At 62.0% G+C, this 20,714-nt stretch carries 24 protein-coding genes; 14 read left to right on the top strand and 10 right to left on the bottom strand.

What is annotated here, in order from left to right; translation table 11 throughout:
- Positions 1–18 precede the first annotated feature (18 nt).
- The 3 genes from D1222_RS05845 to D1222_RS05835 all read right to left on the bottom strand — a co-directional run bounded on the left by D1222_RS05845 (position 19) and on the right by D1222_RS05835 (position 3,265).
- Positions 19–1,341: a S41 family peptidase gene (locus tag D1222_RS05845; RefSeq protein ID WP_233348529.1), complete on the bottom strand. Its 1,323-nt coding sequence runs from the start codon at positions 1,339–1,341 to the stop codon at positions 19–21.
- 22 nt (positions 1,342–1,363) lie between these two features.
- Positions 1,364–2,596: a murein hydrolase activator EnvC family protein gene (locus D1222_RS05840; RefSeq protein WP_119453251.1), complete on the bottom strand. Its 1,233-nt coding sequence runs from the start codon at positions 2,594–2,596 to the stop codon at positions 1,364–1,366.
- Positions 2,597–2,680: 84 nt separating this feature from the next.
- Positions 2,681–3,265, bottom strand: coding sequence for a hypothetical protein (locus D1222_RS05835; RefSeq protein WP_119453250.1), 585 nt, complete (start codon positions 3,263–3,265; stop codon positions 2,681–2,683).
- Between the two features lie 135 nt (positions 3,266–3,400).
- Here D1222_RS05835 and D1222_RS05830 point away from each other — a divergent pair, with 135 nt between their 5' ends.
- Genes D1222_RS05830 through D1222_RS05820 form a run of 3 tightly spaced genes read left to right on the top strand, consistent with a single transcriptional unit; the run spans position 3,401 to position 5,750 of the window.
- On the top strand, positions 3,401–4,537 hold the full coding sequence (locus tag D1222_RS05830; RefSeq protein ID WP_182481874.1) for an AGE family epimerase/isomerase: 1,137 nt from the start codon (positions 3,401–3,403) through the stop codon (positions 4,535–4,537).
- Between the two features lie 52 nt (positions 4,538–4,589).
- Positions 4,590–5,303, top strand: coding sequence for a 2,3-diphosphoglycerate-dependent phosphoglycerate mutase (gene gpmA / locus D1222_RS05825; protein ID WP_119453248.1), 714 nt, complete (start codon positions 4,590–4,592; stop codon positions 5,301–5,303).
- 3 nt (positions 5,304–5,306) lie between these two features.
- A complete protein-coding gene (locus D1222_RS05820) occupies positions 5,307–5,750 on the top strand; it encodes a bifunctional diaminohydroxyphosphoribosylaminopyrimidine deaminase/5-amino-6-(5-phosphoribosylamino)uracil reductase RibD (protein ID WP_119453247.1) in 444 nt (147 codons plus the stop codon).
- Positions 5,751–5,989: 239 nt separating this feature from the next.
- Here D1222_RS05820 and D1222_RS05815 read toward each other — a convergent pair whose 3' ends face one another.
- Genes D1222_RS05815 through D1222_RS05805 form a run of 3 tightly spaced genes read right to left on the bottom strand, consistent with a single transcriptional unit; the run spans position 5,990 to position 7,319 of the window.
- Positions 5,990–6,742, bottom strand: a complete 753-nt coding sequence (locus D1222_RS05815) for a glycosyltransferase family 2 protein (RefSeq protein WP_119453246.1) — start codon at positions 6,740–6,742, stop codon at positions 5,990–5,992.
- Positions 6,739–7,044, bottom strand: coding sequence for a cell division protein ZapA (locus D1222_RS05810; RefSeq protein ID WP_119453245.1), 306 nt, complete (start codon positions 7,042–7,044; stop codon positions 6,739–6,741). Before D1222_RS05810 ends, D1222_RS05815 begins: the two co-directional genes overlap by 4 nt.
- The gene (locus tag D1222_RS05805) at positions 7,044–7,319 is read right to left on the bottom strand and encodes a DUF4164 family protein (protein ID WP_119453244.1); all 276 of its coding nucleotides are present in this window, start codon (positions 7,317–7,319) and stop codon (positions 7,044–7,046) included. The genes D1222_RS05810 and D1222_RS05805 overlap by 1 nt, the downstream gene beginning before the upstream one ends.
- Before the next feature lie 97 nt (positions 7,320–7,416).
- On the opposite strand from D1222_RS05805, the gene tkt reads away from it, so the two are divergent.
- The 5 genes from tkt to D1222_RS05780 all read left to right on the top strand — a co-directional run bounded on the left by tkt (position 7,417) and on the right by D1222_RS05780 (position 13,347).
- On the top strand, positions 7,417–9,387 hold the full coding sequence (gene tkt, locus D1222_RS05800) for a transketolase (protein WP_119453243.1): 1,971 nt from the start codon (positions 7,417–7,419) through the stop codon (positions 9,385–9,387).
- 73 nt (positions 9,388–9,460) lie between these two features.
- Positions 9,461–9,934: an ABA4-like family protein gene (locus D1222_RS05795; RefSeq protein ID WP_119453242.1), complete on the top strand. Its 474-nt coding sequence runs from the start codon at positions 9,461–9,463 to the stop codon at positions 9,932–9,934.
- Between the two features lie 241 nt (positions 9,935–10,175).
- Positions 10,176–11,183 carry a type I glyceraldehyde-3-phosphate dehydrogenase gene (gene gap / locus D1222_RS05790; protein WP_119453241.1) on the top strand — a complete coding sequence of 336 codons (1,008 nt, stop codon included), beginning with the start codon at positions 10,176–10,178 and terminating at the stop codon, positions 11,181–11,183.
- Between the two features lie 27 nt (positions 11,184–11,210).
- Complete coding sequence (locus D1222_RS05785; RefSeq protein WP_119453240.1) at positions 11,211–12,413, top strand: phosphoglycerate kinase; 1,203 nt, start codon at positions 11,211–11,213, stop codon at positions 12,411–12,413.
- A gap of 40 nt (positions 12,414–12,453) precedes the next feature.
- Entirely contained in the window at positions 12,454–13,347 is an 894-nt protein-coding gene (locus D1222_RS05780; protein ID WP_119453239.1) for a fructose bisphosphate aldolase, read from the top strand.
- On the opposite strand, the gene D1222_RS15840 is transcribed toward D1222_RS05780, so the two are convergent.
- Complete coding sequence (locus tag D1222_RS15840) at positions 13,344–13,544, bottom strand: hypothetical protein (protein ID WP_233348590.1); 201 nt, start codon at positions 13,542–13,544, stop codon at positions 13,344–13,346. The two genes, D1222_RS05780 and D1222_RS15840, sit on opposite strands and share 4 nt — an antisense overlap.
- Here D1222_RS15840 and D1222_RS05775 point away from each other — a divergent pair.
- The 3 genes from D1222_RS05775 (at position 13,464) to thiE (ending at position 15,226) form a co-directional block, all read left to right on the top strand.
- Positions 13,464–13,652 (top strand): DUF1272 domain-containing protein, encoded by a 189-nt coding sequence (locus D1222_RS05775; RefSeq protein ID WP_233348580.1) that lies wholly within the window; start codon positions 13,464–13,466, stop codon positions 13,650–13,652. The two genes, D1222_RS15840 and D1222_RS05775, sit on opposite strands and share 81 nt — an antisense overlap.
- A 65-nt stretch (positions 13,653–13,717) precedes the next feature.
- A complete protein-coding gene (locus D1222_RS05770; RefSeq protein WP_119453238.1) occupies positions 13,718–14,503 on the top strand; it encodes a glutathione S-transferase family protein in 786 nt (261 codons plus the stop codon).
- Between the two features lie 57 nt (positions 14,504–14,560).
- Complete coding sequence (gene thiE / locus D1222_RS05765) at positions 14,561–15,226, top strand: thiamine phosphate synthase (protein WP_119453237.1); 666 nt, start codon at positions 14,561–14,563, stop codon at positions 15,224–15,226.
- Positions 15,227–15,498: 272 nt separating this feature from the next.
- On the opposite strand, the gene D1222_RS05760 is transcribed toward thiE, so the two are convergent.
- The gene (locus tag D1222_RS05760; RefSeq protein ID WP_182481873.1) at positions 15,499–15,768 is read right to left on the bottom strand and encodes a DUF4282 domain-containing protein; all 270 of its coding nucleotides are present in this window, start codon (positions 15,766–15,768) and stop codon (positions 15,499–15,501) included.
- 144 nt (positions 15,769–15,912) lie between these two features.
- On the opposite strand from D1222_RS05760, the gene efp reads away from it, so the two are divergent.
- Positions 15,913–16,479, top strand: coding sequence for an elongation factor P (efp, locus tag D1222_RS05755; protein ID WP_119453235.1), 567 nt, complete (start codon positions 15,913–15,915; stop codon positions 16,477–16,479).
- A 13-nt stretch (positions 16,480–16,492) separates the two neighbouring features.
- A complete protein-coding gene (locus tag D1222_RS05750) occupies positions 16,493–17,305 on the top strand; it encodes an inositol monophosphatase family protein (protein WP_119453234.1) in 813 nt (270 codons plus the stop codon).
- Between the two features lie 9 nt (positions 17,306–17,314).
- Here the strand turns inward: D1222_RS05750 and D1222_RS05745 are convergent, their stop codons facing one another.
- Positions 17,315–19,156 carry an ABC transporter transmembrane domain-containing protein gene (locus D1222_RS05745; protein ID WP_119453233.1) on the bottom strand — a complete coding sequence of 614 codons (1,842 nt, stop codon included), beginning with the start codon at positions 19,154–19,156 and terminating at the stop codon, positions 17,315–17,317.
- A 124-nt stretch (positions 19,157–19,280) separates the two neighbouring features.
- Between D1222_RS05745 and rpmE the strand changes: the two genes are divergently transcribed.
- Entirely contained in the window at positions 19,281–19,499 is a 219-nt protein-coding gene (rpmE, locus tag D1222_RS05740) for a 50S ribosomal protein L31 (RefSeq protein ID WP_119379376.1), read from the top strand.
- Between the two features lie 53 nt (positions 19,500–19,552).
- Here the strand turns inward: rpmE and zapE are convergent, their stop codons facing one another.
- Entirely contained in the window at positions 19,553–20,713 is a 1,161-nt protein-coding gene (gene zapE, locus D1222_RS05735; RefSeq protein WP_119453232.1) for a cell division protein ZapE, read from the bottom strand.
- Position 20,714 lies beyond the last annotated feature (1 nt).

Raw genomic sequence — 20,714 nt, 5'->3', positions numbered from 1 at the left:
AGACAACGCAAATTTCCGTTAACCGGCCTGCGGTGTTTCCGTCGCGCTCATCTGGCCGCCGCGAAGGACTTCGAGGGCGCGGTCGAGCTGATAGTCCTCGCCTTCATAATCCTCAGGAGGCTGCTCCTTCGGAAGGTGCGGAATTTCACGCTCGGCGCCGTCCTCATTGGTCAGCGCGTTTGGCAGATCGGCTTCGGAGAAACGGCGGATACGGGCCAGTTCTTCCTCGGAAACGCGGGCCTGTGCGACTTCCATGTCAGGCACGATGCCGGTTGCCTGAATGGAGCGACCGGACGGGGTGTAATAGCGCGAGGTGGTGAGGCGGATTGCGCCGCGATCACTGCCAAGCGGGATGACCGTCTGGACCGAGCCCTTGCCGAAGCTGGTCATGCCGAGAACGGTGGCGCGGCCACGGTCCTGCAGGGCGCCAGCTACGATTTCAGAGGCGGATGCGGTGCCATTGTTGATCAGCACAACAATCGGCACGTTCTGAAAAACTTCACCGGAGCGGGCATTGTAGCGGGCAATGTCGCTTGGACGGCGTCCAATGGTCGACACGACTTCGCCGCCCGACAGGAACTTGTCGGAGACAGAGATCGCCTGATCGAGAAGACCGCCGCCATTGTTGCGCAGGTCGAGAATGATGCCAGCCGGGCGGTTGCCAAGCTCATCGGACACGCCCTCGAACGCATCTTCGAGAAGATCGGTCGTGCGCTCATTGAAGGTGGAGATGCGGATATAGGCCACGTCTTCGTCTACCGTCTTCCAGTCAACGGACTTTGGACGGATGACTTCGCGCTCCATGGTGACGTCGAACGGGTCTTCGCCTTCGCGCATCACGCTGACGATGATTTCGGTGCCCGGAGGCCCGCGCATGTCTTCGACGGCATCATCAATGTTCAGGCCGACGATCGGCTTGCCATTGATGGCGGTGAGCAGGTCGCCGCTCTGCAGACCCGCGCGCGAGGCCGGGGAGTCGTCCATCGGCGTGATGACTTTCACGAAGCCATCTTCCATCTGCACTTCGATGCCGAGGCCGCCATATTCGCCAGAGGCCTGGACCTGCATGGCGGAGAAGTCTTCTGCGGACAGGTAGGATGAGTGCGGGTCGAGCGAGCCGAGCATGCCGTTGATTGCCGCTTCCATCGCTTCGGCTTCGTCAATTTCGGTGACGTAGTCGGCGCGGGCGCGGGCAAGCACTTCGGCAAAGAGATCAAGCTGTCGGTAGGTTTCCGCTCGGCTGCTGCTTGTGCCAGAATCTGGCCATGCGACGGCTGAGACGCCTACGGCGACCCCGCCCATTACGACACCGATTGCAGCCCCCGTCAGCATTGCTCTCATGGTCATCATCTCCTGTGGCGGCTTATCCGCCCTGCATCCAGCGTGCCGGATTCATCGGTACGCCATTCCGCCTGACTTCTAGATAGAGCTCAGGCGGCGGATTTGCACGTTCGGACATGCGTCCAACTGGCTCACCGGCGCGTACCGTCTGTCCCGGGGTACCGTAAATACGGCCCATTCCGCTCAGAACGATATGGTATCCATCACTTGTCGAAATGATCAAGAGCTTACCGTAGCTTCTGAATTCGTCCGCATACTCAATTGTGCCGTCGATTGGGGCGACGATGTCTGAACTGGCGCGCGGCTGGATGTAGAGACCCTTGGCGGTTTCACCGCCCGGAAGGTCATCGCCCCAATTGCGTGAGACAAAGCCTGCGACCGGTTGCATGAGGCCGCCAAGCGCCTCGCGGCCAAGGGGCCTCAGATTGGCGACAGCCGGGCTACGGGCCGGATTGCGCGGCGCGTCAGTCGTGCGGCTGGGTGTCGATGTGCGCGAGGCGGCCAGCTGGATCTGGGCGCGGGGCTTGATGGCCGGAGCGCGCGGGGCCTGGCTTTCGAGCGCGGCGAGTAGGTCGCGCAAGGTCTCAGCTTCGCCGCCAATCTGGCGCACGCGGGCACGAAGCGCTTCGGCTTCGCTGGAGACGTTTTCATACTGGGCGCGCTTTCGGGCGACCAGGGTTTCGATCTCGGCCTGTTTGGCCGAGAGGCGCTCTTCTGCGGCGGCGAGACGGTCCTGCTCTTCCAGCACGGACTGTTCGAGCGATTTCAGTTCGGCGATCTCACTGGCGAGGCGGTCGGTCTGCTCATTGATCTGCGGGGCGACCCCGCCCATCACGATAGCGGCGCGGATGGCAGCGTTCGCCTCCTTGGGCGCGGCAATGAGGGCCGGGGGACGGTGCCTGCCTGAAATGGCGAGGTTGGCCATGATCTCTTCGAGATTGTCGGTGCTCTCGACCAGCGCATCGCGGGCCGAACCGAGACGCGTGCGAAGATCGATCAGCTTGATCTCGGAGGCGGCGGCCTGTTCCTCGCGCCGGCGGCTCTCCAGCGCGGCGGAAATGAGCTGGCGTTCGAGGCTGGTGACGTCCTGTCCACTTTCGGACTCGGCCTTCTCCAGGGCTTCAAGTTGGCGAATGACGGACTGGCGCTGGGCCTCAAGTGCGCTGAGCTCTTCGCGGCTATACTCACGCGGCGCGGCGGCCATGAGAAGGCCGGCAAGCGGGATGAAGGCAAGGCGGATGAAAGAAGGGCGCATGTCGACTCAGGCATGCCATGGCGAGCGTCACCGTATCCTTAACGAAACGCGCTTTGCGGGTAAGGATTGCAGCGGGGGCGCGCCTTAGTCCATTGGCTGGAAGACGACCGACTGGACATAGATGGCGCGCTGCTTCTCCGGGACGACCGGGCGGATGCCGAGATAGTCATAGCCCGCATCGGTGCCTTCTGCGCGCGGCGGCGGGGTCCAGGTGAAGGACTGGTCGGTAAATTCGCGCGTCACGGTGAAGGTCTGCCAGCCAGACTCGATGGCGGCGCCAACCGAGTAGTTGACGCGCATCTGTTCGGCGCCAAAGCGGTCTGCGGCGCGGGCGCGGACGGTAACCTGTATTTCGCGGCCTGCGAAAACGGTCTCGAGATCGCGGTCCAGAACGAAGTGCGGGCCGCGCAAAGGGTCGTCCGCGAGCGTGCCAGCTTCAACCTCGATGCGGAGGGCTGGCTGGCCGTCCACACGTTCGACCGAGATATCGACATCCCCGCCCGCAACGAAGCGGTTGAGCTGTGCGCCGCTCACCTCGATCCGCCGGTAATCTGTATTGCCGCCGCTGACAGGACCGGTTGGCACAGCATTCATGCCGGGGAGGACCGCGAGCGCGACCATGAGAATGGCGACGAGCAGGGCGCTCGGGAAGAAAATACGGTCAGTCATTGTAAGGCTAGGCTATCCCGGCTGCGGCTTCGGACTTTTATGGTGTCTAGACGCTGGAAAACATCTTGGCCAGTTGATAGCAAGCAGGCATCGAACTTGCGAAGCGATGGCCTCGTCCGCACGGAGCTTTATCTGATGACATCAACCGCATTGAGCCGGCGCGCACGTGAAGCGCGAGACTGGATGCTGGACAGCTGCTTCCCGCTGTGGAGCCGCGAAGGCGTGCTTCCAAACAATCTTTTCCGCGAAAAGCTCGATATTACGCACCGCCCACTGGAGACCGACAGGATGCGCGTGCGGGTGCAGGCGCGCCAGACCTATATGTTCGCGGCTGCCAAGCGACTTGGCTGGGACGCAGGCCGGGCCGACAGGCTGATCGGCTATGGCGTTGATGCGATGTCGGGGCCGAGCGTGCGCGCCGATGGCCTGATTGGCCGGTGCATCAGCGCGGATGGGGCGGGCCTCATCGACGAGACGGCTGATCTCTATGACACTGCATTTGTTCTATTCGCCTATGCCCATGCCGCGATGCAGGGACACGAGGACGCGGCGGCGCATGCCCGCCAGCTCATCGCCAATGTCGATGCGAAACTCGAAGATGTGGCGCATGGCGGCTATGCCGAGAGCCTGCCGCGCGGAGACCGGCGCCTGCAGAACCCGCATATGCACCTGCTTGAGGCGAATCTCGCGCTCTACGAGAGCGATGAGCGGCGCGATCATCTGGAGCGGGCGAGCGCGCTTGTCCGCCTTCTAGATGAGAAGATGCTTCATCAGGTGTCAGGGACGCTGGGTGAGACGTTCGGGCCGGACTGGTCTGAAGAGCGCGACCCGGCGCTTCGTTTCATCGAGCCCGGACACCAGTTCGAATGGGTGTGGCTGCTGAAGTCGCATGCGGATGCGGCGCACACGGATCTAAACCCGGCCATGAGCAAGCTTTATGATATTGGCCTTCGGACGCTGGACGCTGAAGGCCGCGTCTTCGCCAAGGCGACGCGCGAGGGTCAGATCGTTGATGGATCGCGGCGCACATGGATGCAGACGGAAGCGCTGAAGGCGCATCTTGCGATGATGGAGCTTGGCGCGGACGAGCATTGCGAGGCGCGCGCGGTGGAATGTTTCGACGTCCTGATGGATGAGTATCTGACGCCCGAAGGCGGATGGATCGACTGCTATCATGCTGATGGTCAGGTCGGCGCCGACGATATGCCAGCCTCGACCGGCTATCACGTCGTGCTTGCTTTCTGCGAGCTGTTGCGTGTGACCGGGGTCTGAGCTTAAACCCCGCAGGACAAACAGAACGTAGCGCGCAGCCAGGAGACGCATCATGCCTAAACTCGCCCTCGTCCGGCATGGCCAGAGCCAGTGGAATCTGGAGAACCGCTTCACAGGCTGGTGGGATGCCGACCTTACGGCCAAGGGCGAAGCCGAGGCCAAGCATGCCGGTAGCCTTCTGAAGGATGCGGGCTTTGCGCCGACGCAAGGGTTCACCAGCCTTCAGACCCGCGCCATCCGCACGCTCTGGATCGCGCTGACCGAGATGGATCGTGTCTGGCTGCCCGTGGAGAAGCACTGGCGCCTAAATGAGCGCCACTATGGCGGGCTAACGGGCCTCGACAAGAAAGAGACCGCCGAGAAGCATGGCGAGGATCAGGTCCATGTCTGGCGCCGCTCCTACGACGTGCCGCCGCCGCCAATGGAAGAAGGCAGCGCCTATGACATGTCCAAGGACCCGCGCTATCACGGCATCGATATTCCGGCGACGGAAAGCCTGAAGCTGACGCTGGAGCGGGTGCTGCCTTACTGGCACGAGACGATTGCAGCCCGCCTTCGCAATGGCGCGGACATTGTGATCGCGGCGCACGGCAACTCTCTGCGTGCGCTGGTGAAGCACCTCTTCCAGGTCGAAGACGACAAGATCACCGGCGTAGAGATCCCGACAGGCAACCCGCTTCTTATCGAGCTTGGCGATGGTCTGCAGCCGACTGCGGCGCGTTACCTTGATGGGTCGCGCGCGACCGACTTGCCAGCGCTTCCCTGATCGATGCGTCAGCAAGACCAAGATGCAATGCGCCGGGCAATCGAGCTTGCCCGCGCCCAGCATGGCCGCACGGGAGAAAATCCATCGGTCGGCTGCGTCCTGATAAGCGCCGACGGGCGCCGTCTATCCGAGGGTGCAACGGGTGATGGTGGGCGGCCCCATGCGGAGCAGCTGGCGCTGACCTTGTTTGAAGGCAAGCTGCCTCCGGGCACGACTGCCTATGTCACGCTGGAGCCATGCCGTGAGCGCTCTACCGGCGAGGCGTCCTGCTCGCACCGGCTCATCGAGGCGGGTGTTGCGAAGGTGTTCGTGGCGGTGATGGACCGCCATCCCAAAGGGGCGGGCGGCAAGGCCGCGATTGAAGCGGCCGGGATCGAGATCGAGACCGGGTTTCTGGAAGAAGAAGCGGCGTTTCTCTACGAGGACTTCTTCGCGTCGCTGGACTAGTTTTGGCGGAGCATTTTGAACTCAACCAACCGAAAATGCCTGCGTAGGCAGGCATCCAGAGCGCGACGTTAGCTATTTCAAATGGAAGTGACGGTCGTCCATGGACACCTGCCTTCGCAGGTGTCTTCGGTTGTCTGAGCTTTGGGCCGGACAGTTCCGCGATTTTTACTCTGCGCTGCCAGAAAAGTGCGCACTCAACCGCCATGGCCCCAGCTTCCGCTGGGGAGGCGGGGATGGCTTCAGTCGCCCGCCCGCGGATCATTCCATTCGGCCGCGATGCCGGGTTTGCCGCGCCGGACCAGCCAGAACATGCCGATCAGGTCAGCGATGCCAGCGCCGAGGCGTCCGAGAAAGCCGTATTTGGAGCTGCCATGCCAGCGGCGGCGGTCGTTGACGAGTTCCTCGCGCACCTCCCAGCCTGCGCGCTTGAACAGGGCGGGCAGGAAACGGTGCATCGAGGCGAAATAGGGTAGCTCCCTGAAGGCGTCGGTGCGCATCAGCTTCCAGCCGCACCCTGTATCGGTCGCATCGTCACGCAGCAGGAAGCGGCGCACGCCATTGGCGATGCGCGATTGCAGCCATTTGAAGCCGCTATCATTGCGGCTGTTGCGCTTGCCCGCGATGAGGCCGAGTCGGCCTGTGCCGCCCGGCGCGACGATAGCGTCCCAGAGGCGGCGCGTGTCAGCGATATCGTTCTGGCCGTCGCCATCGAGCAGCTGCGTCCAGCGGCCTGATACTTCCCGCAGGCCCGTCATCAGTGCAGCCGACTTGCCCGCGCGCTGGACATGGGTGCGCACGATGATCCGGTCGGGCATTGTGAGGCGGGCGGCTTCAAGTTCTTCGCCGGTCGTGTCGTCAGAGCAGTCATTCACGCAGACGATTTCATAATCGATGCCATCAAGCGCGCCCTTGATCTCTTCGATGAGCGGCGCGGCGTTTCCAGCTTCGTTGTAGAATGGAATGAGGACGCTGAGGTCTTTTCCGGGCGTCACTGACCCGCCTCAATGCGTTCGGTCAGCGCGCGAATGCGGGCGGCGGCATCGCCAATGGCGGCGGCAGCCCGGTCAGACCCGCCGGACGTGGCAAGGTTGCGCTGGGCGTCATCGAGTTCATCGAGAAGGGCGAGGGCGGCAATCAGGAGGAGTTTTTCTTCGCCCATGTCGCCGAGTGCGTCGGCAATCTGGGTCACGCGGGTGTCGAGGTCGCTGGCAAGATCGACAAGTCTTGCTTCCTGGCCGGGGGCGCAGGCGATGGAGTATTGCTTGCCACGAACGACGATATCAGCCTTGGCCATCACGTATCCTGTTCACGTTTGAGGGCAGAGCGGACTTCTTCGATCGCTGAGCCGAGCGCAGCGGAAGCCTCGTCTGCCAGAGCCTGAAGTTCCTTCTGACGGGCGATGGACTGGTCCAGCTCTTCGGCAAGACGCGCGCGATCGGCAATCATGGCCGAGAGCTCGCGCCGGGCAACAGCCGGGTCGCCCGCCTTCTCGAAAAGGCCTTCGAGCGCCTCTTCAAGGTGCGTGAGCGCGTTTTCGAGCTCTTGCGTTGCCGAATTGAATTTATCCATCACGAATCCGATAGCAGGATGCAGCCCCAAGTGCCAAGCTGGTTGACAGCCAAGCCGGGCAGCGTCCAAAGCGAAGCGAAACGGAACAGGGTGACTTATGGCGGTTGAACACAAGGATATGGCGAATGCCATTCGTGCGCTCTCCATGGATGCTGTGGAGCAGGCAAAGTCTGGACATGTGGGTCTTCCCCTCGGGATGGCAGATGTCGCGACGGTCCTCTGGACGCGCTATCTGAAGCATGACCCGGCTGATCCATACTGGCCGGACCGCGACCGTTTCGTCCTGTCGGCGGGCCACGGCTCCATGCTGATCTACTCGCTGCTTCACCTGACGGGCTATGACAGCGTCAGCCGCGACGACATCCGCAATTTCCGCCAGTTGGGCGCACAGACGCCGGGCCACCCGGAGAACTTTGTCACGCCGGGCGTCGAGACGACCACCGGCCCGCTGGGCCAGGGCATCGCGACCGCCGTCGGCATGGCGATGGCCGAGCGTCACCTGAATGCGCGCTTTGGCGATGAGCTGGTCGACCACAAGACTTGGGTCGTTGCGGGCGATGGCTGTCTCATGGAAGGCGTCAGCCAGGAAGCGATCACGCTGGCCGGGCACATGAAGCTCAACAAGCTGATCGTGCTGTTCGACGATAATGCGGTCACGATTGATGGCGGCACCGACCTTTCCGACTCGACCGATCAATGCGCACGCTTTGAAGCAGCAGGCTGGGTCACCAAGCGGATCGACGGTCACAACACCGAAGAGATCCATGAGGCCCTCAGCTGGGCGCAGGATCAGGACAAGCCGGTCATGATCGCCTGCCGGACGATCATCGGCTATGGCGCGCCGACGATTGCGGGCACGGGCAAAGCCCATGGCGGCCCTTATGGCGCCGAAGAGATTGCTGGCATCCGCAAGAATATCGGCTGGGACCATGAGCCATTCGTGGTGCCGGATGACATTGCCGACGCGTGGAAGCGCGAAGGCAGCCATTCGGCCAGCCAGCATGGCGACTGGAAAAAGCGCCATGAAGGCTCTGCCCACAAGGACGCGTTCGATGCAGCGATGCGCGGTGATCTCGGCGACATTGAAGCGGTCGTCCGCGCGCACAAGCAGGACGTCGTGGATAGCGACAAGGATGATGCGACCCGTAAATGGTCCGGCGCTGTGCTGGAGAAGCTGGCGGTGTCGATCCCCGAAATGGTTGGCGGGTCTGCTGACCTTTCCGGTTCGAACAATACCAAGGCCAAGTGCCAGGAGCCGATGACGCCGGACAACTGGGCTGGTCGTTACGTCCATTATGGCGTGCGTGAGCATGGCATGGCGGCGGCGATGAACGGCATGGCGCTGCACAAGGGCATTATCCCTTATTCTGGCACCTTCCTTGTCTTTGCAGACTATTCGCGCGCGGCGATCCGCCTTGGCGCGCTGATGGGCGAACGGGTCATCCATGTGATGACGCACGACTCCATCGGTCTTGGCGAAGACGGCCCGACCCACCAGCCAGTCGAACATGTCGCGAGCCTCCGGGCGATGCCGAACATGCATGTCTTTCGTCCGGCAGATGGCGTCGAAACAGCTGAGTGCTGGGAACTGGCGCTGAAGAAGACTGACGGCCCGTCGACCATCGCGCTGACCCGTCAGACGGTGGCCAGCGTGCGCAAGGCGCATACGGACGAGAACCTCTCGGCCAAGGGCGGCTATGTCCTCTCTTCCGGTGAGGGCAATGAGCAGGTCGTGCTGATCGCCACCGGCTCCGAGGTCGAGATCGCTGTCGCGGCGCAGGAGATGCTGCGTTCAAGCGGCATCAGTGCCCGCGTCGTGTCGATGCCGTGTGTGGAGCTCTTCGCAGAGCAGACGCCAGCCTATCAGGAAGAGACGCTGGGCAAGGATCTGCCACGTATCGTTGTCGAGGCAGGCGTCCGTTTTGGCTGGGATCGCTGGATTGGTCTTCGCGGCGGCTTTGTCGGCATGGACAGCTTTGGTGCGAGTGCGCCGTATCAGGACCTCTATGAGCGTTTTGGCATCACGCCTGACGCGGTCGCAGAGATGGCGCACGCGCTGGTCAACTGATCGCGCGCCAAGGCTGGAGGCGGCACCAGAATTCATCTAGACCGTCCCCAGCTTGGGTTGAGGGAGGCCGCTGATGGACTGGAACCTGCTATATGTGCTGATCAATGCCGTGGTGGTGCCAGCCTGGCTTCTGCTGCTGTTTGCGCCGCGTTGGCGTACGACCGCGCTGGTCGTGCATTCGGGCATCTATCCGCTGGCCTTTGGCGCGCTCTATACGGTCTGCCTTCTCGCCTCGATGTTCTTTGGTCAGTCTGCGGAAGGCGTCGGGATGGGCTCCATCGCAGCGATCTCAGCGCTGTTCGACCATCCGAACGGGGTGATCGTCGGCTGGACGCATTACCTTGTCTTTGACCTGTTCGTGGGCGCCTGGATCGGGCGGGATGCGCCGCGCCGTAACATCCCGCATGTCATTGCCGCGCCCTGCATGATTGCAAGCTTCGTGTTCGGGCCGGTTGGCCTGCTTGCTTACATGGTTGTTCGTCTTCTGCGGGGGCAGGGTATCAGCTTGTTCGAGACGAGTGAGGGCGGCGCAGAGCCTCGCAGCTAGTCGATTCGACGGGTGGCGGCGGATGTCTACCAAAAGCGGGGAGAGGGCGAAACTGCGCCCCGATTACCGGCTTCAGGACCGCTGACGATGCGTAAAGCGCCGGATTTCCTGCATTTCCATGCGTCAGATCGACGGTTCTGGGCTGTGTCATGCTGGACGCCGCCGATGGAGACAGCTAAACCCCGGCGTCAAGAGTTATGGGCTTTCAGCCTTTGATATTTGCCGGAATGGAGAAGACAATATGGCAGTTCGTGTAGCCATCAACGGATTTGGCCGGATTGGCCGGAATGTACTGCGCTCGATCCTCGAAAATGGACGTGACGATATCGAGATCGTCTCGATCAACGATCTCGGTCCTGTCGAGACCAATGCGCACCTTCTGAAATACGACTCCATTCACGGCACGCTGCCGATGGATGTCTCTGTCGATGGCGACACGATCAAGGTTGGCGGCCAGTCCTTCAAGGTGACGGCGATCCGCGACCCGAAAGACCTGCCGCACAAGGAAAATGGCGTCGATATCGCCATGGAATGTACGGGCATCTTCACCGCCAAGGAGAAGGCTGCCCTTCACCTTGAAGCTGGCGCGAAGCGCGTGCTCGTTTCGGCACCTGCGACCGGTGCTGACAAGACGATCGTTTACGGCGTCAACCATGACACGCTGACCAAGGACGACCTCATCGTCTCCAACGCATCGTGCACGACCAACTGCCTGTCGCCTGTCGCGAAAGTGCTGAACGACACGATCGGTATCGACAAGGGGATCATGACCACGATCCACTCCTACACCGGTGACCAGCCGACGCTGGATGCGATGCACAAGGACCTCTATCGCGGCCGCGCAGCTGCGATGTCGATGATCCCGACCTCGACCGGCGCAGCCAAGGCTGTCGGCCTCGTCCTGCCGGAACTGAACGGCAAGCTTGATGGCTTCGCGATGCGCGTGCCGACCCCGAACGTCTCGGTTGTTGACCTGAAATTCCTCGCCAAGCGCGACACGACGGTCGAAGAGATCAATGACGCGATCCGCAAGGCCGCTGACGGCCCGCTGAAAGGCGTTCTTGGCTATACCGATGCGCCGAACGTCTCGATCGACTTCAACCACAACCCGCACTCGTCTGTTTTCCACATGGACCAGACCAAGGTTATGGACGGAAACCTCGTTTCCGTGCTGTCCTGGTACGACAATGAATGGGGTTTCTCCACGCGCATGAGCGATACCGCCATCGCGATGTCGAAATTCCTCTAGTCTAGCTACCAGACAAGGAGCGTCCCCATGTCCGACTTCAGACGGATCGAGGATGTCGAGGATCTTGCCCTGAAAACGGCGCTTGTCCGCGTCGATTTCAATGTGCCGGTCAACGATGCCGGTGAGGTGACTGACGATACGCGGCTGCGCGCAGCTTTGCCGACCGTCCAGTACCTCATGAACAAGGGGGCGAAGGTCGCGCTGCTGGCGCATTTTGGTCGTCCGAAGGGTGAGGTGAAGCCTGAGTTGAGCCTCAAGCCGGTTGCCGAAGCCTTCTCCAGCGTGCTGGGCGCGCCTGTCGCTTTCGCCAGCGATTGCGTGGGTGAGGCGGCGGACAATGCGCTTGCCTCCATCCAGCAAGGCGGTGTCGTGCTTCTGGAAAACACCCGGTTCAAGCCGGGTGAGACCAAGAATGACGACGCGCTGGCCGATGAGATGGCCAAGCTCGGCGACATCTATGTCAACGACGCCTTCTCTGCCGCGCACCGTGCGCATGTCTCCACCGAGGGGCTGGCGCAGCGCCTGCCTGCCTATGCCGGCAAGTCCATGGAGCGTGAGCTCGATGCTCTGGAAGCTGCGCTGGGCAGCCCGGAGCGTCCTGTGCTGGCCGTTGTTGGCGGGGCGAAGGTTTCCTCGAAGATTGACCTTCTGAAGAACCTCGTCTCGAAAGTGGATGCGCTCGCCATTGGCGGCGGTATGGCGAACACTTTCCTCGCGGCGCGCGGCCATTCGGTTGGCAAGTCGCTTTGTGAGCATGACCTCACCGATACGTGCCGCGAGATCGAGAAGAATGCAGCCGCTGCCGGATGCGACATCATCCTGCCGCAGGACGTCGTCGTGGCGAAGGAGTTCGCCGCGAACGCCGACCATCGCATCTGCTCGACCGGCGAAGTCGCTGACAATGAGATGATCCTCGATGCCGGGCCGCAATCGGTCGGCATTCTTGCGATCGCCATGGACGCGGCCAAGACGCTGGTCTGGAACGGCCCGCTCGGCGCGTTTGAGACGACACCGTTCGACAAGGCGACGGTTGAGGCCGCACGGGCTGCGGCGAGCCGGTGCCGCGATGGCAATCTGATTGCCGTTGCAGGCGGCGGCGATACGGTTGCTGCACTCAACCATGCAGGCGTTGCCGACGATTTCACCTTCGTCTCGACCGCTGGCGGGGCCTTCCTGGAATGGATGGAAGGCAAGCCGCTGCCGGGCGTCGAGGCGCTGAAGACAAGCTAGAACTGACAAGATTGCACGACGGGGAAGAGGACCGCACCACATGCCGAACGCAGAGATGAGAAAACAGGCCGCCGCGAAAGACGGCTTTATCGCAGCACTGGACCAGTCGGGCGGCTCCACGCCGAAGGCGCTGCGTCTCTATGGCGTCGAAGAAAGCGCCTACACCAATGATGACGAGATGTTCGCGCTCGTCCATGACATGCGTGCCCGGATCATCACCGCGCCAGCCTTCAATGGCGACAAGGTGATGGGCGCCATCCTTTTCGAAAAGACGATGGACGGCGAGATCGAGGGCAAACCGACGGCCCAGTATCTCTGGGAAGACTGCAGCGTCGTGCCATTCCTGAAGGTCGACAAGGGCCTCGCCGATGAGAAAGACGGCGTGCAGGTCATGAAGCCGATGCCGGGTCTCGACGAGCTTCTGAAGCGCGCCGTGAACAAGGGCATTTTCGGTACCAAGATGCGCTCTGTCATCAATGCCGCAAACCGTGACGGCATCGCCGCTGTGGTGCAGCAGCAGTTCGAAGTCGGCAAGCAGATCCTCGGCCACGGCCTGGTGCCGATCATCGAGCCGGAAGTGACGATCACCATCGCTGACAAGGCGGAAGCCGAGCAGATCCTGCTCGAAGAGATCACCAAGGAGCTTGATAAGCTGCCAGAGGGTGAGGAAGTCATGCTGAAGCTGACGCTTCCGGAAGAGACCAACCTCTACAAGCCGCTGGTCGACCACCCGAAAGTCATGCGCGTTGTCGCACTGTCGGGCGGCTATTCCCGCGAAGAGGCGTGTGAGCGCCTGTCGAAGAATACCGGCATGATCGCAAGCTTCTCGCGCGCGCTCACCGAAGGCCTGTCGATTGCGCAGTCGGACGACGACTTCAATGCGAAGCTCGGCGATTCCATCGACAATATCTGTGAGGCCTCGCGCGCCGGCTAGGCAGCAGACGCCATCAGAATTGAAAGGCGCTGCCGCAAGGTGGCGCCTTTTTTGTGCCGGGGATAGGATGGGCCATGCTTGAGATGCGCCCCAATTGCGAGACCTGCGATAGGGACCTGCCCGCCGATGAGGCTGGCGCGGTCATCTGCTCCTTCGAGTGCACCTTCTGCGAGGATTGCGCCGGTACGGTCCACCATAATGTCTGCCCCAATTGCGGCGGCGACTTTTCCCGGCGTCCATTGCGGACGGGCACATCGCTCGAGAAGTTTCCTGCGAGTACAAAACGCGTCCTGACACGAAAATAGGCTTGCCTTCCGTGGGGCCAGCGCCGGTCCATTGTGCACAACACAATAAATGGAGGCCGCCGCACATGCTTATCGTCTACGAACACCCGCTCTCGCCATATGCGCAGAAGGTCAAAATCTCCCTGCGTGAAAAAGGGATCGAGTTCGAAACGCGCCTGCCTGCCGGGATTGGGACAGGCTCGACGCCGGACGATTTCATGACAGGCAACCCGCGCGGCGAGGTGCCCTTCCTGCGCGATGGCGATGCGGCGATCTTCGATTCCACCATCATTCTGGAATATATCGAGGACAAGTGGCCGACCCCGCCCATGCTGCCGAAGGCGCCGCTGGACCGCGCCCGCGTCCGTCTCATCGAGGATGTGATGGACTGCCATTATGAGCCGATCAATTGGGGCCTTGGTGAGCTCAATAACTTCAAGCGCGCGACCGGCGAGCTGAAAGACCGGATCATGACGCGCGCTGGCGAGCAGATCGCCGGGCTTCATGCTTGGCTGGAGCGGGAGCTGGGTGACCGAGACTGGTTCAATGGCGACAGTTTTGGCTGGGGCGATCTTTCTGTCGTGCCGTATATCAACGGGTCTGCCGGGTCAGGCTTCACCCCGCCCAAGGGCAGCAAGCTCGAAGCTTGGCACAAACGCGCCATGGGCCGGTCCAGCGTCTCGACATCGGCGCAGGAAGCGGTCGACAGCATTTCCGGGATGCAGGATGTCAGCGGCGCCGTCGAAGCAGGGCTTTTCAAACGCGAATACCGCGACCACCGTCTGGAGTGGATGATCAAGTCGGGCGGCCTCGATGTCGTCCTGAAGGGTCTGGAGAAGGACAATATCCGCTTCACACCTGACTTTAGCTAAGAGGGTTTCAGCCAGGCAGGCTTTGCGCGGGGAGGCGAAGGCGCTACCTAGGCGGCCATGACCGATATCAAACGCGAGCGCACGCGCCTTTACCTCATTACACCGTCTAGCGTCCCGGACGTGGACGCTTTCGTGAAAACGTTTGAAGGCGCATTGGAAGGCGGTGATGTCGCCTGCCTGCAGGTGCGCATCAAGCCGGACGGCATGGTGGATGAGGCCGCGACTGAAGCACTTGCGCGCGCGCTGTTGCCGGTGTGCCGCGCCAATGATGTCGCGCTAATCATCAATGACAGCGTCGATGTCTGCGCACGAGTGGGTGCAGACGGGGTTCATCTCGGTCATCTCGACATGCAGGTGAAAGAGGCACGCAAGCGGCTCGGCAAGCAGCCGATCATCGGTGCCACCGCGAAGGATTCGCGCCACGTCGCCATGGAGGCGGGCGAGCAGGGCGCCGACTACGTCGCCTTCGGGGCTTTTTTTCCGAGCGACACCAAGGCCGACACGGTGCCTGCGGATACTGACCTTCTGACCTGGTGGCAGGCCGTGATGGAGCTGCCCTGTGTCGCGATCGGTGGGATCACGCCGGAACGGGCGAAGGCGCTGTCACTGGCGGGCGCGGACTTTCTGGCCGTGAGCGCTGGCGTCTGGGCGCATCCGGACGGGCCAGCCGCGGCGGTGCGGGCGTTCAATGCCGCGCTCGATGAGGCGGCAGCTGAGTTTTAGGGCTGGGGTGCGGGGCGCTGTATCCTTCGACCCCGGTCTTCACCGGGGCAAGCTTTGCTCAGGATGAGCGCCTCGAGAACTGGGGCTAGCCTTCAATAGCCGCGTCACTCCCGACCGCGTAAGCGGTCTGGGAGCCTAGCTTCAGACCTTTCAGCCCGCGTCTGTTTCGACGGCAGGAGATGGATCCTCAGATGGCTGCGCCATCGAGGATGACGCCCCATTAGCTGTATGAGTAACTCATCCTGAGCGGCGTCGAAGGACGAGCCTGTCCCCTACTCTTCGTGCGACTTGTCGAGGCGCAGGACGGCCAGAACGGCTTCAGTGAAGACGCGCAGCATCAGTAGCTGGACGATGACGACGACCGGGGTCTTCAGGATGCCCCAGAGGGCCATGCCGAAATTCTCACCGAAATAGGTGAGATAGAAGACAAGCGTCTCTACGCCGCGCCACAGGATGAAGATGATGAACAGGTAGAAGAGCAGGCGGGTGAGCAGCTCACCCAGCGGCTTTTCAAAGCTCAGGAAATTCGACAACCAGTTCATGAGAGACATCCGTAAGGCATGTTTGAGGCGGCGGAAACAAGCAGAGACAGGCGTTCGTGTCCAGTGGAGCGGCCCTTGTCAGCTTGACCATGGCGGCTCTCGCGGCTACCTCGCGCCCATCGTCGACTTACAGGAAATTCGCGCATGGCCAAGATCAATGGCAATGAAATCAAGCCGGGCAATGTCATCGAACACCAGGGCAGCGTCTGGCGCGCGGTCAAGACCAATGCAGTGAAGCCCGGCAAGGGCGGCGCTTTCAACCAGGTCGAACTGCGCAACCTGATCAACGGATCCAAGCTGAATGAGCGCTTCCGCTCTTCGGAGACGGTCGAGAAGATCCGTCTCGAGCAGAAAGACTATCAGTATCTCTATGATGCCGGTGAGGCGCACGCCTTCATGGATCAGGAGACCTTTGAGCAGATCGAGATCCAGAAGGATTTCATCGGCGAGCAGGAAGCCTTCCTTCAGAGCGAGATGGTCGTTGTCATCGAATTCTACGAAGACAAGCCGATCGGCATTTCGCTGCCGGATCAGGTGATCCTGACGATTGAAGAGACCGAGCCGGTCGTGAAAGGCCAGACGGCCGCCAACAGCTTCAAGCCGGCGACCTGCGAGAACGGCATTCGCGTCCTCGTCCCGCCATTCGTTGGTCAGGGTGAGCGCATCGTCGTTCAGACCGAAGACTCCACCTATCTCAGACGCGCTGACTAGACAGGCTTACTGAATGTCCAAACCCTCTCCCGTCGGAACCGTGATGATTGCCGCAGCCCGTGCTGCGGGCCGCTCGCTTGCGCGCGATTTCGGGGAAGTCGAAAACCTGCAAGTGTCCAAGAAGGGCCCTGCCGATTTCGTTTCCAATGCCGACCACCGCGCCGAGCAGATCATCTATGACAGCCTGACAAAGGCACGTCCGGGCTATGGCTTCCTGATGGAAGAGCGCGGCCTGGTCGAGGGGTCGGACAAGTCGAACCGTTTCATCGTCGATCCTCTGGATGGCACGCTGAACTTCCTGCACGGCCAGCCGCACTATGCGGTGTCGATTGGCCTGGAGCGTGAAGGCAAGCTGCTCGCTGGTGTAGTCTATGACGTCGCCAAGAATGAGATCTTTTGGGCAGAGACGGGCCGCGGGGCTTGGCTCGACCAGCGCAAGCTGATCGTCGCGGCGCGCAAGAACACAGAAGAGGCTGTCCTTGCCATGGGCTCTCCATGGGTTGGACGCGGCGCTGACGCGCACCGCCTGTTTGCCGGTGAGCTTGGTTCGCTGACGCCAGTGACGGCGGGTCTTCGCCGCAATGGCTCTGCCGCGCTGGACCTTGCCTGGGTCGCAGCGGGCCGTTTCGATGGTTTTTGGGAACGTGGCCTGAAGCCTTGGGACATCGCCGCTGGTATCGTGCTGGTGCGTGAAGCAGGCGGCTATGTCGAAGAAATCGATGGCGGCGACGTGCTTGAGACCGGCAACATCCTCGCAACCAATGAGCCGCTCATGCCAAAGCTGCGCGAGCGGCTGCGCAAGGCGAAGGCCTTCATGGGCGGCTGATCTCGCCGCCTATTCTGCGGCTTCGGCGGCAAATTGCATTTCAGCGAGGCGGGCATAAAGCCCGCCTTTTTTGACGAGCGCGTCGTGGCTGCCCTGTTCGACGATGCGGCCATCTTCCATGACAATAATCCTGTCGGCGCGCCGGATGGTCGAGAGCCTGTGCGCGATGACGAGCGTGGTCCGACCTTCGGCAGCGGCCGCAATGGCTTTCTGGACGAGGCCTTCGCTTTCGCTGTCGAGGGCAGAGGTTGCCTCATCCAGCAGCAGGATCGGCGCGCGCCGGACAAGGGCGCGGGCGAGGGCGACGCGCTGGCGCTGGCCACCTGAGAGGCTACGGCCTTTCTGGCCAAGGTCTGCATCGAGGCCGCCGCGATCTTCAAGAAAGCGCCACGCCTCCGCCATGCGGGCCGCGTCGATCAGCTCAGCGTCCGGGGCTGTGCCGCCTTGTGCGCCGAAGGCGATGTTCTCGCGTGCGGTCCCGGTGAAGAGCGCCGACTCCTGTGGGGCATAGGCGAACTGGCTGCGCCAGAGGGCGGGGTCTGTGTCCGGGGCTTCGACGCCGTCTACGGTAATATGGCCCGATTGCGGGTCGAACAGGCGGAGCGCGAGGCGGAAGACGGTCGACTTGCCTGCGCCTGATGGGCCGACAAGGGCGACGAACTCACCCGGCTGGACATCGAGGCTGAAGCCCTTGAGGGCGGGCGCGTCGTCCGTGCCGTAGGAGAAGTCCACCGCGTCGAAGATGAGATGGCCCTGGACAGATGAAGCGATGGGGAGGGCCGTCTGTGGGGGCAGGATTTCCGGTGTCTCGCGCAGGATCTCGCTGGCGCGGTCGCTGGCGCCTGCTGCGCGCATGACCTCTCCCCAGACCTCTGCGAGCATGCCGAAGCCGGAGCCTGCATAGAAGGCATAGAGGATCATCTGCGTCAGCTCACCCGGTGTCATCTGCCCGGTCGCCACGGCGCGGGCGCCGAGCCACAGGATGCCGACCATGCCGCCCAGCAGCATGATGGAGACGGCCAGGATCATGAAGGCGCGGGCCGTGATGCGTTTCAGCGCGGCTTGAAAGACAGCTTCTGCGGCTTCGGCGAAGCTCTTCTCGCGGCGCTGTTCCTGCCCATAGGCTTGTACCAGCTCGATCGCGTCGAGCGCCTCTGAGGCTTGCGCGCCCGCATCGGCCAGACGTGACTGGGCGCGGTTGGAGGCGCCGCGGATGATGCGGCCGATGATCATGACAGGCAGCATGGCAAGCGGGATCATCAGGAGGAGTGTGCCGCCAAGCTTCCAGTTGGTGACCAGCATCATGGCGATGGCGCCCGTCGTTGAGAGAATGGTGCGGGTCGCGAGCGATGCCGACGAGCCAAGGAATTGCTCTATCAGGGTGACGTCTGCGGTGAGGCGCGACACGCTCTCGCCAGAGCGCATGCCGGCATGAAAGCGGGGCCCGAGGCTCAGCAGTTTGGCGTAGAGGTCGGTGCGAAGGTCGGCGGCAACGCGCTCACCAAAGCGCGAGACGAAATAGAAGCGAAGCGCGCTCAATATCCCCATCAGGATGGCGGCGAGCAGGACATAGAGGAAATACTGGTCGATCGTGTCGAGAAGGGCGGCCCCGTTTGCGCCGCCTGCGCCCGCATCGACCGCGCGTCCGAACAGCCAAGGGATGGACAGCGCGGCCACCGTGGACACGACAAGGAAGAAGAGCGCGACGAAAACAAGCGTCAGATGCTTGCGCACATAGGGCCAGAGAAGGGCCAGCGGCTTCACGCTCCGGGCCTTCGGCCGGTCTGCGCCGCCCTGGTCGGGCAGCGTTTCGCGGCGGTCGTCGCTGATCTGGCTGGTTGCCTCGCTCATCTCTTGCACCTTCCTTGGCACTCGGCCCCTTGCGGGCCGGGCCTCAATCTACTAAGACCCCGCTTTCCGAATTTCACAGAGGCCAATCCGCGCAGGGTGGCCGCTGACGCGAGGACTAGAGACGATGAAAGCCGAAGGCCATCCTGATTATCACTTCATCACCGTCGTCATGACCGACGGTACGGAGTACCAGACCCGTTCGACCTATGGCAAAGAGGGCGACCGCCTGACGCTGGACATCGACTCCAGCTCGCACCCTGCATGGACCGGCGGCAACCAGCAGCTGGACCGCGGTGGCCGCGTGTCGCGCTTCAAGGACAAGTTCAAGGGCTTCGGCGTCTAAGTCAGCTTTCGAATAGACAAGTTCAGAAAATCCCCGCCACGTGCGGGGATTTTTTATGCCTGCGTCTCTGTTTTGTCGGTGTCGAGATTTTCTGCGCGCGGCGGTGTGCGGTGTTCGAGCGCCAGATAGTCGCGTGAGCGCATTTCGAAGAGACGGCTGGCCGTGCGTTCGAACTCGAAACTCCCATCGCCTTCAGGATAGAGTGCTTCGGGTTCAGCTTGCGCCGTTGCCACCAGTTTGACGCGCGCTTCGTAAAGCGCATCGATCAGTGCAACGAAGCGGGCTGCCTCATTGCGCTTGTCCTTTGACAGAAGCGGAATGTCGTCGAGGAGCACAGTGTGGAAGGTCGAGGCGATGGCGAGATAATCGCGCGACCCGAGCGGGCGGGCACACAGTTCCGTGAACGAGAAGCGCGCGACACCTGCAGCTTCCCGGCTGACCTGAAGCTGGCGGCCTTTGACATGCAGGACGCAGGAATTTGGCCGCGCACCGAGGGTCAGACGGTCGAAAGCTTCATCCAGCGTCTTCTCTCGCTCATTTGCATCCTCAGACACATGCCAGACCGGCGCCTCGGTCAGACGCTCAAGCCGGTAGTCCCGCTCGGCCACCAGTTCGAAGATATCGCACTCATCCTTGATGCGCTGGATGAAGGGAAGGAAGAGCTGACGGTTGAGGCCGTCCTTGTAGAGATCGTCCGGATGGCGGTTCGATGTGGCGACGACAGTGACGCGCTCTTCGAACAAATTCTCGAACAAGCGGCCAAGGATCATGGCGTCAGCGATCTGCGTGACCTGGAACTCATCGAAGCAGAGAAGCTTGGCTTCTGAGGCAATGAGCTTTGCGACGGGCGGGATCGGATCTGCGCCCGCGCCTTTGACGCGGTGGTCGGCGCGTTTGCGCTCTGCCTCGCTCATGTCGCGCCAGGCATTCATTTCATCATGGACCCGGCCCATGAATTCATGGAAGTGGACGCGCTTGGCCTTTACGGGCGAGAGGTCGTGAAAGAGGTCCATCAGCATGGACTTGCCGCGCCCGACCCCGCCCCAGAGGTAAAGCCCCTTCACCTTGGTTTCCTTGCGGAAGAGACCGGCGGGCTTTGCCTCGCTGAGGCGTTCCAGCACGTCGTCGAGCTTGCGGGCCGCCTCGCGCTGTGCGCTGTCCTCAGTTAGCTGCCCGGCATCAATACGGGCCTGGTAGGCTTGTTCGACACTCATG

The organism is Henriciella algicola (genome assembly GCF_003576245.1).
Classification (GTDB): Bacteria; Pseudomonadota; Alphaproteobacteria; order Caulobacterales; family Hyphomonadaceae; genus Henriciella; species Henriciella algicola.
The sequence above is the reverse complement of the archived record's forward strand: the minus strand, read 5'-3'. Positions and strand labels throughout refer to the sequence as shown.

Bases quoted from the DNA above. Each gene is read 5' to 3' on its own strand.
- D1222_RS05805 (WP_119453244.1), bottom strand. From the start codon at position 7,319: ATGGATAAATTCAATTCGGCAACGCAAGAGCTCGAAAACGCGCTCACG.
- D1222_RS05745 (WP_119453233.1), bottom strand. From the start codon at position 19,156: ATGAGCGAGGCAACCAGCCAGATCAGCGACGACCGCCGCGAAACGCTG.
- D1222_RS05835 (WP_119453250.1), bottom strand. From the start codon at position 3,265: ATGACTGACCGTATTTTCTTCCCGAGCGCCCTGCTCGTCGCCATTCTC.
- D1222_RS05770 (WP_119453238.1), top strand. From the start codon at position 13,718: ATGCTTATCGTCTACGAACACCCGCTCTCGCCATATGCGCAGAAGGTC.
- gap (WP_119453241.1), top strand. From the start codon at position 10,176: ATGGCAGTTCGTGTAGCCATCAACGGATTTGGCCGGATTGGCCGGAAT.
- tkt (WP_119453243.1), top strand. From the start codon at position 7,417: ATGGCGGTTGAACACAAGGATATGGCGAATGCCATTCGTGCGCTCTCC.
- D1222_RS05840 (WP_119453251.1), bottom strand. From the start codon at position 2,596: ATGCGCCCTTCTTTCATCCGCCTTGCCTTCATCCCGCTTGCCGGCCTT.
- gpmA (WP_119453248.1), top strand. From the start codon at position 4,590: ATGCCTAAACTCGCCCTCGTCCGGCATGGCCAGAGCCAGTGGAATCTG.
- D1222_RS15840 (WP_233348590.1), bottom strand. From the start codon at position 13,544: ATGGTGGACCGTACCGGCGCAATCCTCGCAGAAGGTGCACTCGAAGGA.
- D1222_RS05795 (WP_119453242.1), top strand. From the start codon at position 9,461: ATGGACTGGAACCTGCTATATGTGCTGATCAATGCCGTGGTGGTGCCA.
- D1222_RS05760 (WP_182481873.1), bottom strand. From the start codon at position 15,768: ATGAACTGGTTGTCGAATTTCCTGAGCTTTGAAAAGCCGCTGGGTGAG.
- D1222_RS05780 (WP_119453239.1), top strand. From the start codon at position 12,454: ATGCCGAACGCAGAGATGAGAAAACAGGCCGCCGCGAAAGACGGCTTT.
- rpmE (WP_119379376.1), top strand. From the start codon at position 19,281: ATGAAAGCCGAAGGCCATCCTGATTATCACTTCATCACCGTCGTCATG.
- D1222_RS05820 (WP_119453247.1), top strand. From the start codon at position 5,307: ATGCGTCAGCAAGACCAAGATGCAATGCGCCGGGCAATCGAGCTTGCC.
- efp (WP_119453235.1), top strand. From the start codon at position 15,913: ATGGCCAAGATCAATGGCAATGAAATCAAGCCGGGCAATGTCATCGAA.
- D1222_RS05750 (WP_119453234.1), top strand. From the start codon at position 16,493: ATGTCCAAACCCTCTCCCGTCGGAACCGTGATGATTGCCGCAGCCCGT.
- thiE (WP_119453237.1), top strand. From the start codon at position 14,561: ATGACCGATATCAAACGCGAGCGCACGCGCCTTTACCTCATTACACCG.
- D1222_RS05785 (WP_119453240.1), top strand. From the start codon at position 11,211: ATGTCCGACTTCAGACGGATCGAGGATGTCGAGGATCTTGCCCTGAAA.
- D1222_RS05830 (WP_182481874.1), top strand. From the start codon at position 3,401: ATGACATCAACCGCATTGAGCCGGCGCGCACGTGAAGCGCGAGACTGG.
- D1222_RS05845 (WP_233348529.1), bottom strand. From the start codon at position 1,341: ATGAGAGCAATGCTGACGGGGGCTGCAATCGGTGTCGTAATGGGCGGG.
- zapE (WP_119453232.1), bottom strand. From the start codon at position 20,713: ATGAGTGTCGAACAAGCCTACCAGGCCCGTATTGATGCCGGGCAGCTA.
- D1222_RS05810 (WP_119453245.1), bottom strand. From the start codon at position 7,044: ATGGCCAAGGCTGATATCGTCGTTCGTGGCAAGCAATACTCCATCGCC.